This window comes from Nonomuraea sp. NPDC026600, assembly GCF_040638335.1.
Lineage (GTDB): Bacteria > Actinomycetota > Actinomycetes > Streptosporangiales > Streptosporangiaceae > Nonomuraea.
Genome location: NZ_JBEZYD010000008.1, coordinates 301,502 through 317,239, shown reverse-complemented (window position 1 = coordinate 317,239; position 15,738 = coordinate 301,502). Strand labels below are relative to the sequence as shown.

Annotated in this window: 16 protein-coding genes; 9 read left to right on the top strand and 7 right to left on the bottom strand. The window is 71.5% G+C overall.

The window, feature by feature from the left end; all coding sequences use genetic code 11:
* The 5 genes from AB0F17_RS21495 to AB0F17_RS21475 are packed head-to-tail and all read left to right on the top strand — an operon-like array spanning nucleotide 1 to nucleotide 3,242.
* The gene (locus tag AB0F17_RS21495; protein ID WP_358025457.1) at nucleotides 1-366 is read left to right on the top strand and encodes a hypothetical protein; all 366 of its coding nucleotides are present in this window, start codon (nucleotides 1-3) and stop codon (nucleotides 364-366) included.
* 7 nt (nucleotides 367-373) lie between these two features.
* Complete coding sequence (locus AB0F17_RS21490) at nucleotides 374-1,690, top strand: hypothetical protein (protein ID WP_358025455.1); 1,317 nt, start codon at nucleotides 374-376, stop codon at nucleotides 1,688-1,690.
* A 2-nt stretch (nucleotides 1,691-1,692) separates the two neighbouring features.
* A complete protein-coding gene (locus AB0F17_RS21485) occupies nucleotides 1,693-2,031 on the top strand; it encodes a hypothetical protein (protein ID WP_358025453.1) in 339 nt (112 codons plus the stop codon).
* Nucleotides 2,032-2,076: 45 nt separating this feature from the next.
* Nucleotides 2,077-2,811 carry a hypothetical protein gene (locus AB0F17_RS21480; protein WP_358025451.1) on the top strand — a complete coding sequence of 245 codons (735 nt, stop codon included), beginning with the start codon at nucleotides 2,077-2,079 and terminating at the stop codon, nucleotides 2,809-2,811.
* Entirely contained in the window at nucleotides 2,811-3,242 is a 432-nt protein-coding gene (locus tag AB0F17_RS21475; protein WP_358025449.1) for a hypothetical protein, read from the top strand. Before AB0F17_RS21480 ends, AB0F17_RS21475 begins: the two co-directional genes overlap by 1 nt.
* Here AB0F17_RS21475 and eccCa read toward each other — a convergent pair.
* A complete protein-coding gene (gene eccCa, locus AB0F17_RS21470) occupies nucleotides 3,239-7,363 on the bottom strand; it encodes a type VII secretion protein EccCa (RefSeq protein WP_358025447.1) in 4,125 nt (1,374 codons plus the stop codon). The two genes, AB0F17_RS21475 and eccCa, sit on opposite strands and share 4 nt — an antisense overlap.
* A gap of 130 nt (nucleotides 7,364-7,493) precedes the next feature.
* On the opposite strand from eccCa, the gene eccD reads away from it, so the two are divergent.
* Entirely contained in the window at nucleotides 7,494-8,885 is a 1,392-nt protein-coding gene (eccD, locus tag AB0F17_RS21465) for a type VII secretion integral membrane protein EccD (RefSeq protein ID WP_358025445.1), read from the top strand.
* Here eccD and AB0F17_RS21460 read toward each other — a convergent pair.
* Complete coding sequence (locus tag AB0F17_RS21460) at nucleotides 8,882-9,724, bottom strand: hypothetical protein (RefSeq protein ID WP_358025443.1); 843 nt, start codon at nucleotides 9,722-9,724, stop codon at nucleotides 8,882-8,884. The two genes, eccD and AB0F17_RS21460, sit on opposite strands and share 4 nt — an antisense overlap.
* On the bottom strand, nucleotides 9,721-10,035 hold the full coding sequence (locus AB0F17_RS21455; protein WP_358025441.1) for a hypothetical protein: 315 nt from the start codon (nucleotides 10,033-10,035) through the stop codon (nucleotides 9,721-9,723). Before AB0F17_RS21455 ends, AB0F17_RS21460 begins: the two co-directional genes overlap by 4 nt.
* A gap of 270 nt (nucleotides 10,036-10,305) precedes the next feature.
* Between AB0F17_RS21455 and AB0F17_RS21450 the strand changes: the two genes are divergently transcribed.
* On the top strand, nucleotides 10,306-10,722 hold the full coding sequence (locus AB0F17_RS21450) for a hypothetical protein (protein WP_358025439.1): 417 nt from the start codon (nucleotides 10,306-10,308) through the stop codon (nucleotides 10,720-10,722).
* Nucleotides 10,719-11,096 (top strand): helix-turn-helix domain-containing protein, encoded by a 378-nt coding sequence (locus tag AB0F17_RS21445; RefSeq protein WP_358025438.1) that lies wholly within the window; start codon nucleotides 10,719-10,721, stop codon nucleotides 11,094-11,096. Before AB0F17_RS21450 ends, AB0F17_RS21445 begins: the two co-directional genes overlap by 4 nt.
* 218 nt (nucleotides 11,097-11,314) lie before the next feature.
* Here the strand turns inward: AB0F17_RS21445 and AB0F17_RS21440 are convergent, their stop codons facing one another.
* The gene (locus tag AB0F17_RS21440) at nucleotides 11,315-11,710 is read right to left on the bottom strand and encodes a hypothetical protein (protein WP_358025437.1); all 396 of its coding nucleotides are present in this window, start codon (nucleotides 11,708-11,710) and stop codon (nucleotides 11,315-11,317) included.
* Between the two features lie 79 nt (nucleotides 11,711-11,789).
* Between AB0F17_RS21440 and eccB the strand changes: the two genes are divergently transcribed.
* On the top strand, nucleotides 11,790-13,187 hold the full coding sequence (eccB, locus tag AB0F17_RS21435) for a type VII secretion protein EccB (protein WP_358025435.1): 1,398 nt from the start codon (nucleotides 11,790-11,792) through the stop codon (nucleotides 13,185-13,187).
* On the opposite strand, the gene AB0F17_RS21430 is transcribed toward eccB, so the two are convergent.
* Genes AB0F17_RS21430 through AB0F17_RS21420 form a run of 3 tightly spaced genes read right to left on the bottom strand, consistent with a single transcriptional unit; the run spans nucleotide 13,181 to nucleotide 15,541 of the window.
* Entirely contained in the window at nucleotides 13,181-14,248 is a 1,068-nt protein-coding gene (locus AB0F17_RS21430) for a transglycosylase SLT domain-containing protein (protein ID WP_358025433.1), read from the bottom strand. The genes eccB and AB0F17_RS21430 overlap by 7 nt on opposite strands.
* On the bottom strand, nucleotides 14,245-14,529 hold the full coding sequence (locus AB0F17_RS21425) for a hypothetical protein (protein WP_358025431.1): 285 nt from the start codon (nucleotides 14,527-14,529) through the stop codon (nucleotides 14,245-14,247). The genes AB0F17_RS21430 and AB0F17_RS21425 overlap by 4 nt, the downstream gene beginning before the upstream one ends.
* Before the next feature lie 13 nt (nucleotides 14,530-14,542).
* A complete protein-coding gene (locus AB0F17_RS21420; protein ID WP_214639229.1) occupies nucleotides 14,543-15,541 on the bottom strand; it encodes a winged helix-turn-helix domain-containing protein in 999 nt (332 codons plus the stop codon).
* Nucleotides 15,542-15,738 lie beyond the last annotated feature (197 nt).

Genomic DNA, 15,738 nt, shown 5'->3' with positions numbered 1-15,738 from the left:
ATGGCTGAAAACGGAGTACCCCCCGAGCTGGTCATCGACCCGGCGGCGGCCGGTGACCAGGCGATGTGCCGGCCGGACGCGCTGCTCGACATCGCGGGGGCCATGTCGAGGGACCTGCTGCCCCGGCTCGAATCGGCCGGGCACACGGTGCCCGACCTGTCGTTCACGGCCGTGGGCGACTGGGATGTGGCACGGGGGTACGCCGAGACCATGCAACGGGCGCGCATGGCCACGGTGGACACGATGGAGCTCGTGACCGAACTGGTCAGAAGGGTCGTCGACGATCTGGTCGCCACCGCGAACACCGCCAGGGACGGCGACCAGCGGGCGGGCGAGGCTGCTCGCCGTACCAGATCTTCCGGATAGAGGGCGCGTGGGAGAACCGAGGCCGATCAAGGAGGGCGCGCTGCCGGCGGGCGCGCCCGAGAGCTACGGCGGGCGCGACTCGATCCGGCGGCTGATCATGAGCACCAGGCCGGAGGAGTTCGGCGGCGTCGCCGACGCCTACCGGTCCGCGGGCACGCTGCTGGACCAGACGATCAAGGAATTGACCACCTATGCCTCACGTCTCGTCGCCGATGGAAACTGGGGCGGCGAGTCGGCGCGGGCCATGCTCGGACGGATGGCGCGGGTGCAGTCGTATCTCGGCACGCTGCGGAGCCAGATCGGCGACATCCCGCCATCCGTTCAGCGGGCCGCTCGCGAGCTGGCCACGGCGAAGGAGACGTTCGAGCAGGCCACCCAGGAGCAGTACTACACGGTGGACACCGGGTCGTACATCTCCAGGGAGCTGGGGAACGATCCAGACGCCGACGCCCAGCGCTTCCTCGCGGAACTGAACGACCGCTTGGCGGACGCGCACGGGACGCTTCCCGCGCGGCTACCGTGGGACGCCGACCTGGCCTCCAGCGCGCCGTATCTGCCGGTACCGGTCGTGCGTGACAGCACGCCGGGCGGAGTCGAGTTCCCCGATCAGGAGTCCACGCGCCCGGTCGCCCGGCTGGCCAGTGTGGACCGGGCGGCGTCACCGATCTCGGTGACGCCGCCCGCTACCGCGTCCACCCCGGCGATCGCACCGACGTCCACTTCGGCGGCACTGCTCGCCGCGTCGGTCCCCGGCACCGCCACTCCCCCGACCCTGGGGACGACGCCGGGCCAGGTCCCCGGGCTGATCACGTCCACCGGCGGGACGCCGTCCGTGGCCACGCCCACCGGCTACCCGCCGGCAACCGGCCCCACGCCGACCGGACTCACGGCCCAGCCGAGACGATCCCCGACCGGCACCGGCATCCGCCAGTCCGACGGCACGCCGTCCGACCAGACACCGTCCGATCACACACGGCCCGACCGCACATCGTCCGACCCCACACGCTCCGTCCTGGATGAGGGTCCACCGGGCACCGACCAGGCCCGCACCCCGCTCGGCGGGGTGCCCCACGAGACGGGCCCGTCCGTACGGCCCGGTGTCGTGCCGGTCGTCGACGGGACCTGGCCTGTCACCAGGACGGCATCGTCCGGCGGCCCCACAGGGGCGGCCGCCGGCACCGGTGGCATGCCGTTCATGCCGATGGGCGGCGGCCCGACCGGATACGAGGGTGCGCCGGCCGCGCACCGGACGGTCGCGCCGCCCCCGGACGACTCGGGCCTGTTCCGTCCCGCGTACGACCCCGGCCAGCCGGTGGTGGACTGACCATGGCCTCCGAGAACGACCTCAAGCGCATGCAGCTCGACGCCGACTCCGTCCGCGAGGTGGGCCGCAACCTCGGCAAGAAGCCCATGGAGCACCTCAACGACATGACCCGCGTGGTCGCGGGACTCAACGTGCACGCCCGCCACTACGGCCTGTTCGGCTTCTTCGGCTCGTCGCTGGAGGACGCGCTCGACCAGGTCAAGCTGGCCGCCTACCAGTACGTGTCGGCGACCAGGCATGAGCTGGCCCAGATGGAGTCGAAGGCGTTCGACACGGCCAACACCGCCGTTCAGGGCGACGGCGCGGCCGCCAGAGCGGCCTCCGGCGTCACGGCCGGCTGAGCGAGGACACATGCCGGCCTCACGACCGGCTGAGAGCGAGGACACATGCCGACACAACCGGAATCCGTGATCGCGGGCGCGGGCATGGCCCAGCTGGGTGCGGCGCTCCTGGGCGGCGGCCGCGCGAAGTACGCCGGACTGATCATCGCTCTCACCGTCGCCGACACCCCGGAGCTGCGGCGGGCCGCGCAGCAGTGGGAGGAACTGTCGGCGGGACTACGCGAGCATCCCCAGCAGGTTCAGGAGTCCGTCAAGGACGTGCGCTGGACGGAGACGAGCGCCGAGCTGTTCCACCAGACGGTCGACACGCACGCCAACGAGGTGGCCGACAAGGCCGCTCTGCCGCAGTCCACGGCGGACTCCATGCGGACGTCCGCCGATGTTCTCGACTTCGCCGGCGACCTGATGTTCGACGTGGGCGCCGCCATCCTCCTGGCGGGGACGATCTACCAGCTCGGGCGGGTCAATGCCTATCTCCGGCCGGCGGCGGAGGTGGCGGCGACGATGTTCGGCCGCCGGGCCGATCAGCAGGCCGGGCAGGGCGCCATCAAGCTGCAGACGTTCCTCAGGGGTACGGAGGGCGTGGTCGGCAAGATCGCCGGCCGATTCGCCAAGGTGTCACCGGCCAAGCAGTTGCTCTTCGGCGGCGCGACCGCCATTGGCGGCGGGATGCTCGCCAATTCAGCCGTGGCCGACGACCTGACGGAGAGGGCCCTCCCGCAGGGCAACCAGCCAAATCAGACGCAGGGCAACCGGCCTAATCCGACGAAGGAAGTGTGATGCCGGCTTTCGACGAAGCGGCCATCGACCGCATGATCGCCGACACCCAGCGTCCCCTGGACGGGTTCGCGGAGCTGTACGAGCAGGTCCTGGCCGTGCAGGGATTCGCCCAGGACGCGGAGAAGCTAGTGACGGTGGAGTGCTCCACCCAGGGTGTCACCGCGCTGGACATCAACCCGCGCGCGCTCCGCTGGGGCTCGGACAAGCTCGCCACCACCATCCTGGAGCTGATCGCCACGTCGCTGGCCGACCTACAGGAGAAGTCGAACGCGATCATGGCCGAGAAGTGGGGTGCGGCTCCGCCGGACCTCACCAAGGAGGGCAACCCGGCCGAGCTGCGTCTGCGGAACGCGCAGGACACCTACGACAGGGCCATGGAGAACGCGATGGCCGAACTCGCCCGCATCCAGCGCCGCGTCGACGGCTCCTAGCCCGCGTCCGGCGGACTCGGAACTTCCGGCGCGGTCGGCGCTTCCGGCGCGGTCGGCGCTTCCGGCGCGGTCGGCGCTTCCGGCGCGGTCGGAGCTTCCGGCGCGGTCGGAGCTTCCGGCGGGATCGGAGCTTCTGGCGGGGCCAGGTAGGCCGTCTGGATGAGCCGCGCGCCCGAGCGCCGGTCCACATAGACCCCCCGCCCGGGCGGCAACTGCTGCGGCCGCACGTTCCCGAACAGTGCCCCTTCGTCCCGCGGCCCCGACAGCAGCACGGCCGGGGTGTTCATCTCCTTCAGCCGCCGTACGACCGGGTCGAGCAGGCTGCGCCCCGCGCCGCCCATCGCCCGCCCCAGGATCAGGTGCAGCCCGATGTCGCGGGCCTGTGGCAGCAGGTCCCCGAGTACGGCCAGCGGATTGGCGGACGTGGCCACCAGGTCGTAGTCGTCCACGATCACGTACAGGTCCTGGCCGGTCCACCAGCTCCTGGTACGCAGTTGCTCGGAGGTGAGGTCGGGCGGCGGCAGCCGGGTCTGCATGACCTCATGAATGCCCTTGAGCACGGTGGCCGCGGCGGTGCTGGAGGCGGCGTAGCCGATGCGGTGCTCGTTGTCGGCCGTGTCGAGCAGTGAGCGCCGGTAGTCGATGATGACGATCCGCGCCTCCAGCGGCGTGAACCGGTCGACGATGCCCTCGGCGACGACGCGCAGCAGGTTCGTCTTGCCGCTCTCGGTGTCGCCGAAGACGACGAAGTGCGCGTCGGCGTCGAAGTCGAGCGACACGGGCGCCAGGGCGGCCTCGTCGATGCCGATCGGGATGCGCGGCCCGCTCTGGTCCGGCCCGGGCAGCGTGTGCACGGGGAACAGGTCCGGCAGCAGCCGTACGGGCGGCGCCGGAGGCTGCCGCCAGGCGTTCGCCGCGTCCGCCACCAGCGCGGCGACGCCTTCGGCCAGGTCGTCCACCGTTGCCTTGCCGTCCACGCGGGGCAGCGCGGCGAGGAAGTGCAGCGCCTCGCGGGTGAGGCCGCGGCCGGGCGCGCCCTCGGGCACGTTGACGGCGGCCTTCCTGTCGATCTCCGACTCGAAGGAGTCGCCCAGCCTGAGCTCCAGCCTGGTGGAGAACATGTCGCGCACGTTGGACCGGAACTCCGACCACTTGTTGGCCGTGCCGACGACGTGGATGCCGAAGCCGAGCCCCCGGGAGACCAGCTCGCTCAGCGGCGCCTCCAGCGACTCGAACTCCTGGCGCATCGTGGCCCAGCCGTCCACGACGACGAAGACGTCACCCCAGCCGTCGCCCTCGTACGCGCCGGAGGCCACGAGACGGCGGTAGGTGGCGACCGAGTCGATGCCCCGCTCCACGAACAGCCGCTCCCTGCGCGCCAGCAGGGCCGTCACCTCGGCCACCGTCCGCCGCACCCGGTTGGCGTCCAGCCTGGTCGCCACGCCGCCGACGTGCGGCAGCCCGGCCAGCGCCGACAGCGTGCCGCCGCCGAAGTCCAGGCAGTAGAACTGCACCTCCTTGGGCGTGTGGGTGACCGCCAGCGAGGCGATCAGCGTGCGCAGCAGCGTGCTCTTGCCCGTCTGCGGCGACCCGATGATCGCGGCGTTGCCCGCCGCGCCCGACAGATCCAGCCAGTACGGGTCGCGCCGCTGGTCGAAAGGGCTGTCCACGATGCCCACCACGGCGTGCAATCGGCCGGGGCGGTCCTGGTCGGTGCCGGCGGCGGTGAGCCCGTGCGACGGGGTCGCCAGGACGGGCGGCAGCAGCCGGTCGAGCGAGGCCGGCTCCTTGAGCGGAGGCAGCCAGATCCGGTGGGCGGCGGGTCCCTGCCCGTTCAGGCGGTCCACCACGATGTTGAGCAGGCTGTCCTGCTGCTCCCGGTCCTCGGCGACGGGCTCGGGCTCGACCTCGGGCGGCGGCGGCAGCGGCACCCGCTCGGTGCCGTACCAGACGATCTTGCCCTGGTGGCCGGGACGGGCGGCGACCGCCCGGTTCTCCCGCTGCGCCGCCTGGTAGGGGCCGGACACGTAGGCCGCCTTGAACCTGGTCATCCCGGTCGTCTCGAACATCAGGTAGGCGTTGCCGGGTTCGGGCGGCAGCGAGTAGGCGTCGGCGACGCCCAGCACCGCCCGGCTCTCGGCCGCCGAGAACGTCCGCAGCCCGATCCGGTACGACAGATGCGTGTCCAGCCCGCGCAGCCGTCCCGACTCCAGCCTCTGGGACGCCAGCAGCAGGTGCACGCCGAGCGAACGCCCGAGCCGCCCGATCATCACGAACAGCTCGATGAACTCCGGCTTGGCCGACAGCAGCTCGCTGAACTCGTCCAGCACGATGAACAGCGTCGGCATCGGCGCCAGCGCGGCGCCCTGCTCGCGGGCCTGCTCGTAGTCGCGCAGCGAGCCGTAGTTGCCGGCCGAGCGCAGCAGCTCCTGGCGGCGGACCATCTCGCCGTGCAGGGCGTCGTGCATGCGGTCGACCAGCGGCAGCTCGTCCTCCAGGTTGGTGATGACCGCCGACACGTGCGGAAGCGTGTCGAGGCCCAGGAACGTCGCGCCGCCCTTGAAGTCGACCAGGACGAAGTTCAGCACCTCGGAGGAGTGGGTGATCGCCAGCGCGAGGACGAGCGTGCGCAGCAGCTCGCTCTTGCCCGAGCCGGTGGCGCCGACCACGAGCCCGTGCGGGCCCATGCCGCCCTGCGCCGCCTCCTTGATGTCGAGCTCTACCGGACGGCCGTCGGCGCCCAGGCCGAGCGGCACCCGCAGCCGGTTCCTGACCGGCCGCGGCTGCCAGGTCACGGCGGGCAGGATCCGGCGGGCGTCACCGATGCGGAGCAGGTCGGTGAGCGTGGTGTTGGTGGAGAGCGCGTCGCGCTCCTCCTCCGCCCCGCCCGCCACGCCGGCCCGCAGCGGCGCGAGCTGCCTGGCCAGCGAGGCGAACGCGGGCAGCCCGAAGACGTCGGGCCGGCCGAGCGCGGTCCTGACCTGCTTGCCCATGTCGTCCTCGGCGACCCGGACCACCTCGTCGGCGGTGACGTCGAGGAACAGCGAGAGCTGCGCGGGCGCCTGTCCCGCCGACCCGCTGAGGTCGATCACGGTCACGCCCTCGATGGCGTCGGTCCCGAGCTGGCTGCCCGGCGGAACCCGGCCGCCGTCCAGGACCACCACGTGGTACGGCAGCGCGTCCTGCGAGAGCCCCCGGCTGAACCGGGGCCGGTCCTTCAGCTCGAACCCGAGCAGGTCGTCGAGCTCCGCGAGGTCCCTGGTGACCAGCCGGACCGGGCCCGCCCCGTCCTCCTCCTGGGGGTGGAAGGCGTGCGGCAGCCACTTGACCCACTCCCACTCGGCCGCCCGCTCGGCCCCGGTGCACACGGAGACCCGCAGGTCCTCGGGCGAGTGCAGGGCCACCGCCTGGGCCAGCGCGGCGCGGACCAGGCCGCGGGCGGCCTCGGGGTCGCCCGCGAGCGTGATCCGGGCGAAGGAGTGCAGCGCCAGCGCGACCGGCAGGCCGGGGACCGTGGCATGGGTACGCACGAAACGGCGCAGCGCGCCGGCGGACATCGGGTCGAGGTCCTCGATCGGCCTGCTCTCCGGCGGGATCAGCGGCAGCGCGAGGCGCTGCGCGGAGGTGGCGATCCGCAGTTGGCCGAAGTCGTCGTCGCGGGGCCGCCGCTCCCACAGTCGCGAGGTCATGACCAGCGACCACAGCGTGACGGGGTCGGGATGGTTCCAGGTCATCGCCTTGCGCTGCTGTTCGGCGGCCCGGCGGACGCGCCGGCGCACCTGCTCCAGGTAGCGGTAGTAGTCGCGGCGCTGGCCGTTGACGCGGCTCTTGCGCTCGCCGGTGGTCCTGAGCATCTGGCCCATCGTCATGCCCACCATCGAGACGGCGAACAGGCCGCTGGACACCATCATGATCGGGTTGCCCGTGCCGCCGCCGGTGAACATGAGCGCCATGGCGCCCGCCCCGGCGATCATCGGCAGGTAGGTCAGCACCTGGGTCAGGCCGCCGCCCGTGACCGTCTCGGGAATCTCGGGTGGCGCTTCCAGCAGGACCTCGCCGCTCGGCTGCTCCGGCGGCCTGCGCCGCTCGGGCCGACGCACCACCCATGTGTTGCCGCTCACCGCACCTCACCGAACAAGCCACCAAACAACCCTCATGAAAGCCCGTCAGACCCCGCAATCAGCGACATTTCAAATTTTCTCGACATATTTACGGCGGCGCGTCGGGAGCCGAGTCCATAAACTCCTCCAAGTGAGCGCCACCGGAACCGACCTGTGCCGGGTCACGATCGTCACCCCTCGGGGATCCCTCGATCTCGGCCTGCCCTCGGACATGCCGCTGGCGAGCATGCTGCCGACGCTGCTGCGCATCGCGGGCGAAGGGCTGGCGGAAGCCGGGCTGGCCCACGGCGGCTGGGTGCTCCAGCGCGTGGGCGGGCAGCCGTTCGACCTGAACGTGACGCTGTCGGACCTGGCCGTGCACGACGGGGAGCTGCTGCACCTGCGGCCCCGGGGGCACGAGCTGCCCGAGACCGTCTTCGACGACGTGGCCGACGCCGTCGCGACCGGCGTGCTCGAACGCACCAGCCGCTGGCAGCCCGCCGTCACCCGGTCCTACGGCCTGCGGACCGCCTCGGTGGCACTGGGCGCGGGCGCCGCCGCCCTGCTGCTGACCGGACCGCCGTGGACGCCCGCCGCCATCGTCGCGGCGGGCATCGCGCTGGTGCTGCTGCTGGCCGCGGTGGCGTTGTCGCGGGCCCTGGGCGACGCGGGCGCGGGGGCGGCGATCGGGTACGCGGCGCTGCCGTACGGGTTCGTCGCGGGACTGCTCGGACCCGATTCGCCGACCGGTCTGGCCGGGCTGGGCGCGCCGCATCTGCTGGCGGCGTTCGGGGTCACGCTGATGCTGGCCACGGCCACCGGGTTCGCAGTCGCCCAGGGGCGGGCGACGTTCCTCGGCGTGGCCTTCGCCGCGTTCTGCGGCCTGATCGGCGCGGTGGCGGTCATGGTCTTCGCCGTGCCGGCGGCCGGTCTGGCCGCGCTGCTGGCCACGCTGGCCGTGGGCCTGACGACCGTGGTGCCGTCGATCTCGTTCCGGCTGGCCGGGATGCCGCTGCCCGCCCTGCCGACGACCGCCGACGAGCTGCGCCGCGAGGGCGGTGACCTCGACGGCCAGATGGTGATCGACCGGACGGTCGTCGCGGACGGCTTCTGCACGGGCCTGCTCGGCGGGGTGTCGCTCGTCGCGCTCGGCGCCCAGGTGCTGCTGGCGGCGGCGGGCACCTGGACGGCGATCGCGATGAGCCTGTCCCTCTCGGCGGCGCTGCTGCTGCGCGCCCGCGTCTTCGAGGGCCGCGGCCAGCGGATGTGGCTACTGACCTCGGCCCTGCTCGGCGCCGGCCTCCTGGCCCTGGCCGTGGGGGTGGGGGGCGCTCGCGAGGCGGTGTTGTTCGGCCTGGTGCCCGCGCTGGTGGTGCTCGCGCTGCTGGTGGCCGGGGTGTCGCTCTGGCTCGCGTCGGCGCGGCCCACCCCGTTCTGGGGGCGGCTGGCCGACATCCTCGACATCATCCTGATGATCGCCCTGCTGCCGCTGGCGCTGGCCGTACTGGATGTGTACGAGACGATCCGCGGGCTGGTCGGTTAGGGCGTGAGCCGGTCCTTGGCCACCTCGTCCAGGGTCCGGCCGCCGTCCGGGGTCTTCACCCGCCAGTCGAAGTACTGCGCGCCGTCGGGCAGCGGGCTGCCCGGCGGCGGCGGCCGGAACGTGGCGGCGCGCGCCGGGTCCGAGGTGTCGATCCCGGCCTGCGCGAAGTCCACCCGCGAGGTGGCGGTGGTCCGCATGAAGCCGAGCTGCCAGATGGCCGGTCCGCCCATCGCGGCGGCGACGCCGCCCACGCCCGCCTTGAGGAAGAGCGACAGCCGCTCGGTGGAGCGGGCCAGGGCCGCGCTGGACTGCGCGCCCGCCGCCCGCATCGCGAGGCGGGCCGCCACGGAGGACTGCGGGGCCAGCGCCATGACCTGCAGCGCGGTCAGCCTCAGGTAGGTCTCCTGCGCGATCTTCGCCGCGGTGATCCAGTACGCGGCGATGGCGTCGCCGATGCTGTCGACGTGCCCCGCCACCCACTGCACGTTGTAGCGGTAGGTCTCCAGATCGGCCTTGAAGCGCTCCGCCGCCGAGACGAACGCCTCCTGGTCCCTGGCGATCCAGTCCTTGCCCGAGTCGGCGATCATCCGGCTGATCGCGCCGCTGGCCGGCTTGTCGAGCTTGCCGCCCGCGCCCGCCTGCAGGTTGGCCGCCGCCTCCCAGATGCCGGGCACGTTCGCGACCGCGGGCAGGGTGGCCAGCAGCCCGATCAGGACGGAGGGTTCCAGCTTCGCGGCCTGCCTGAGGCTCTGTCGCACCGCGGCGGGATTGGGCGGGATCTTGTACGCCCCGGAGCCCGCCTTGCCCGCGCCCGCGATCTTCCGGATCCCGGCCTTCACGGCTTGACCCGCTGGACTGCGGCGTCCTCGGCGGCGATCCAGTTCTGCTGCGCGTACTTCAGCGCCCCGTCCTCCCAGCCGGCAAGCACGCTCCTGGCCGCGTCGGCGTCCCGCTGGAGCGTGTCGAGCAGCGAGGAGTAGAGCGCGCCGATCGTCCACTCGCCGAGCAGTCCCCAGCCGGGGAAGTCGATGGACTCGTTCTCGCCGAGGATCTGGCGCACCTCGTCGAAGATCGGGATGAGGTCGTCCCTGAGCACCTGCCGGACCTCTCCGATCGCGGCGGGCGTGATGTAACGCGTATCCGGCTTCACGCGGGTAACTATGCGACACCACCCGACGCTCCCGGCGAAACCGGGCACGCATTTAACGATCACGCCATCCGCCGGTAACCGGGGGTTGGCGACGAGTACCACCATTACAGAACTGTTGAAGTATCGCGCGTGGGCTCGTGAACAGGGATTGCAGGTCGCTGACCGGGGCAGGCTCCGCTCGGAGATCTGGCCGGCCTGGCATGCTGCCGCACAGCGAGGCGGCACCTCCAGATCAATATGACTTGAAAGGCATATGACTCTGATGGCATAGTGAAGTATGCGGACATTGACTGGCCAGCCGAATTCGGCACGTGGCTTGACCGGCTCGAAGCAGAAGCCCGCGCTGGGGACCAGCGATCGCGGCTGCTCCTGGTGTTCACAGCACGCGCCCTGGATCAGCTTCGGAATCTGACCGAACCGCCCGCTCCGGATGCGGAAACGGCCACACTACGGTGGGTTCGCCAGTCGCGCCGTCATCAGCTGTGGCGTGTGTCGCACGCCTACCATCCGGAGGTGGCGGTGCGATTGATCTGCTGGTTCCCGCCGGATACCGGGAAGGTCGTCGTGGCCTTGTTCGCCGGAGACAAGGCCAAGCTGGGCGATCTGTTCTACGACAGCGTGGCCGCACGCGCGGATGGGCTGATCGACCAGTGGAAACGGGAGACCGCATTTGAGGAGAAGCCATGACCGAGCCCGACAAGACCTTCGTCCGCGGCAATGAGCACTTGGACCGCCTGCTCGCCGATCCCGAGCTCGCCACCGACGTCGCCCTGGCACACGAGGCGGCCGAGGAGATGGACCGCGCCTACGCCATGAACCTGGCAATGATCCGCAAAGCCGGACAAATGACCCAGGTCGAGGTGGCCAAGAAACTCGGCGTGGGACAGGCCGTGGTGTCACGGCTGGAAAATCGCAGCGACATGCTCCTGTCCACCCTGTTCGACTACCTAACGGCGACAGGGGCCGAAAGCGCCAGCATCGTCGTGACCGTCCACGGCCGCCGCATCGAACTCGACCTAGCGCAACTACGCAACGCCCCCTCTGAACAACGATCAGCCTGATCCACCCGCTCCCCCTCCACGATGGACAGCGAGCACGGATCGGCACCATGGTCCGTCGGGGAGGTGCCGGTCTCCTGGCAAGAGAAGGCTCGGCGGAAGAACAAGGCCGAACGCGCGGCGGTCTCGGAAGAAGTCGATGACCTCGTCGTAGGAGCGGAAGGTCCGCGGGGCGTGGCATTTGCGCTGCTCGTCCCGGAACCGGGTCAACGCCCGCCTCGTCAATCGTCATCGTGGTCATGGGCAGAAGTCTTCCAGGCGCCCCGCTCGGCCAGCTCCTTGTTGATGGCATCCCGGTCGAACGGCACCGGGTCCTCGGGGTAGTCGGGGCAGTAGTCCTCGATCGGGTTGTCGCCGCGTCCGTCCACGCAGACCGGCGGCCCGATCTCCTCATCCGGCACCTTCTCCAGGACGATCTCGTGCCGCCAGCAGTCGCCGAGGTCGTAGGTGTACAACAGCTTCGACTGCGCGGCGGACAGGACCCGGTTCACCCGGCCCAAATCCTCGTCCCCGCACTCCTCCGGCGGGTAGCACGGGTCGGTGTAGCGCCGCTTGCCCGCCTCGAGACATGCAGGTGTGGGAAGGAGATGTAACGCATATCCGGCTTCCCACTCCATTACATAACTGTTGAAGTGTCGGGCTCTGGTCGTTGATATCCGGATAAATTGGGGCGGGCGAATTCCGGGGGAGGTAAGCGTGCACAGCCAGCGCGACCTCTACCAGGCGTACCGGCTCACGGTCCAGCGGATCGGCCTGGCCCTGATGCGCGCCCAGCCGAACCAGCCCGAGTGGCCCCTACGACGGCAGAACATCGGCTTCCTGGCCGGCGCGATGGTCGCCGTGCTGCTGGGCGTCGGCTTCGCGGTCTTGGGGCTGATCCGTCCCACCGGCACGAAAGCGCTCCAGGACCCGGGGACGCTGATCATCGAACGCGAGACCGGCGCCCGCTACGTCTACAGCCAGCCGCAGCGCCGGCTGATCCCGGTGGCCAACTACGCCTCGGCCCGGCTCGTCCTCGACTCGCCGCAGATCACCGAGCGGGTGGTCGCCAGGCAGGCGCTGAGCTCGTACGAGCGCGGCACGCCGGTCGGCATCCCGGGGGCGCCCGACTCGCTGCCGTCCGCCCAGCAGCTCGCGGGCGGACCCTGGTCGGTCTGCGTCCAGGAGCGAGAGAGTGACACGGGGCGCAAGCCGTACGTGACGCTGATCGCCGGGCGGCAGGCGGGCGATCGGCCGCTCGCCGAGGACAGCGCGATGCTCGTGGACGTCGGCGGGCAGACCTGGGCGATCTGGCACGGCGCGCGGATGCGCGTGCCCGCCGGGATCGCGCGCGGCCTGAGCGGCACCGACCCGGCGGCCGTCCCGGTGGCCTGGCTCAACGCGCTGCCGGAAGGGCCGGACCTGGCCGCGCCCGCGATCGAGGGGCGCGGCCGGCCGGTCACCGGGCCCGGCGGCGAGAAGGCCGCCGTGGGCCAGGTCTTCCGGGCCACGGCCGTCGCCGGCGGCGAGCCGCGCTGGTACGTGCAGGCGGCCGACGGCCTGGCCCCCATCACCCGCACGCAGGCGACGCTGCTGCTGAGCGACCCGGCGGCGTACGACAGCGGCACGACCGCCGAGATCAGGATCGACGCGGCGACGGCCAACGCCGCCCCGCGCTCCCGCACCAGGATCCCGGCCGACGGCCTGCCCGCGTCGATGCCGAAGATCACCGTCTACGACCCGGCGAGCCCGCTCTGCGCGGTCTACGCCGACGCGGACAAGGGCTCGGTCCGCGCCCGGCTGATGTCCGGCGGCACGCTACCCGCGCCGCACGGCGACGCCACGGATCTCGTACGGCTGCCGCCGGGGCGGGCGATCGTGGCCGGTGTCCTGCCCGGCGACGGCCAGCTCGACGCGGTGCAGTCCTACTACCTGGTGACGGACGAGGGACGCCGCTACGCCGTGCCGAACGCGGATGTGCTGGGCAAGCTGGGTTACGACGCCAAGCGCGCCACCCCGGTGCCCGCCAACGTGCTGCAGCTCATCCCCGAGGGGCCGGTGCTGGACCCGGCGCGCGCCGCCAAGCCGGTGACCACCGACGCGCCGGCTCAGTAGCCCCGGTAGGCTCCGCCGGTCTTCATGCCGACGACGCCGGGCACGTTGGAGACCGAGCCGTAGCGGTCGATGGCGTAGCGGATCCCGGCGATGATGTTGTCGACGGGGTCGTAGATGTTCTCGTGGCCCGGCAGCTTCCACTGGTCGAAGGTGGGGTCGATCGTCTGCATGAGCCCCTTGGACGGTGTGCCCTTGGCGGCGTTGGAGTCCCAGTTGTTGATCGCGTTCGGGTTGCCGTTCGACTCGTTCCGGATGATGGTCCAGATGTCGTTCGCGTTCATCTTCTCGACCGGGTAGCCCTGGGCCTTGAGGATGTTGACGGCCTGCGAGATCCAGTCGGCCACCTGGCCCTGCGGGGCTGGTCCGCCGCCTGCCGGGGGTGGTCCGCTCGGCCCGTACCCACCGAAACCGGGTCCTTGGGCGAGAGAGGTGCCGTTCCCGGCTTGTTGTCGCGACGGGGTCCAGTCCAGGGACTTCCCGGAGCCGGGGGCGAAGGGTTCCGTGTCCGGCTCCGGCCAGTTCTCGATGGCTTTGCCCAGGCCGCCCAGCAGGCCCTGGATGCCGGTGGCGGCCGTGCCCAGGGCGTTGTTCGCGTTCGTCCGCTGCTCCTCCAGTTGCCTGCGGGCGTCACCGGCCAGCGACTGCACGCCCCGCAGGATCTGGTCCTGCGTGGCCTGCGGGTTTCCGGCCTGGAAGTCGCGTACGGCGGCGGCGTAGTTCTGGCAGATCCCGTTCGCCTGGGACTCGGCCGTCCGCAGGGCCTCGGCGGCGGTGGCGAGGTGCGTGGCGCACTGCGACAGCACGCCCTGCAGGGTGTCGCCGATCTGGCCGGCCCGGCCCATGTACGTGATGAACGCGTCGGCGCTGGCCCCCTGCCAGGCGGCGTCCAGGTCGCCGACGGCCGCCCTGACCGCGGCGGTCTGCCCTCGGCTGGTGTCGGCCGCCGTCCGCCACACGTCGGCGACGCGGCCGGCCGCGCCCGGGTCGCCCACCAGCGTCGCGGCCAGCGTGGCCAGCTCGGCGCCGCCGGGGACGCCCCGCGCGTCGTCGATGCCGCTCATCGCCGCACTGCGGCCTCGTCGGCGCCGGTGAACGTCCGTTCCACGGCGTCCAGGGCCCGTTCCACGGCCAGGAGGTGGTCGCCGAGCGTTCGCGAGGTGGTGCCTGCGGCCTCCTTCAGCGCGCCCACCGCCGCGGCCAGTGCTCCGGAGTTCGCGAGCCCGCCGAAGGCGGCCTGGTCGATCGCCGCGCCGGACACGGACCCGGCGACCTCGGCGAAGGCACCGGACGCGTCCTTCGCCGCCGTCCCGCACCCGTCGAGCGCTTCACGGTGATATTTCATGACCTCAGCTCTCTCAGCGCCGGAACAGCGACAGCAGTTCCTCGGCCCGGTCGGTGCGGGCGATCCAGACCTCGCGGCCACGGCGCTCCCTGCTGATCAGCCGCGCGGCGTGCAGCCGGTCGCAGTGATAGGTGATCCCGCTGGGCGCGATCTTGACGTTGGAGGACAGCATGCTCATCGTCATGGGCTGGTCCAACTGGCAGAGCAACTCGGCGCGCACCGGGCCGACCAGGGCGGAGAGCTCGTCCACGTCGGGCGCGACCGGACGGCGCCACAGCGACTCGGCGCCGGGCACGGGGTAGGCGATCCACACCGCGTCGGGGTGGTCCAGGCTGACGATCACGGCGTCCTTGCCCGCCAGCATCGGCACCAGGATGATCCGCCGGTTGCCCAGCTCGTACGTGCTGGCTTCGATGTCGGCGATCAGCAGGCCGCGCTCGCCGTACTGGATGCGGTCGTTCAGTGAGCCCAGCAGCAGTTCGGGGCCGCCGCGGACGGAGGCGATGCCGACGCGCTCGATCTCGCGGTCGAGCAGTGGCCGGGCCCGCTGCCAGAGTGGCTCGGTGGTGTGCCAGACGTCGTTGAGCGCGGTGGCGTACCCGCGCAGCCAGCGGCCGGGCCGCTCGGCGGCGGCCCTCCAGTGCGTCGGCAGCACGCCGTCGCCGAACGCCTGCTCCAGGTCCTTGATCAGTGATTCGGGCGGAATGTCGCTCAGCGCGCTCACCTGGGCCGACACGGACATGTCGTCCATCGGGGTGATCGGCGCGACGCTGTCGGGCACGACGGAGTAGCCGGGAGCGGCGAGCGGAAGTACCGCCTCGCGTCCCAGCGGGCTCACCCTCGCCTGGACCGCGCGCCGCCACAGCTCGGGCAGGCCGCGCCGGCGACCGGCCAGCGCGTCGGCGATCATGGCGAGAGCGGTCAGGTTCGGAGAGATCGACACGGACAGTTGAGGAGCGGAGGTCACTCGTAGCTCGCTCCACACGTTCGTTCTGGTTACCGGAGCCCCCACGGGTCGTACTGTATGCAGACGTGACATATCTGGATGGATGCTTCAAATAAGCTGGAAAGATCCGTCAACGCAGGTCTCACGGGCGCATGAGGTGGAGACCGGAACTGCGCCTTCCGGCCCCCACCGGCTATGTGGTCACCTCACGCTCAGGTGATGCGGACGCTCCTGGTCCTCAGCCGCATGCTGCGCTCCGTTCA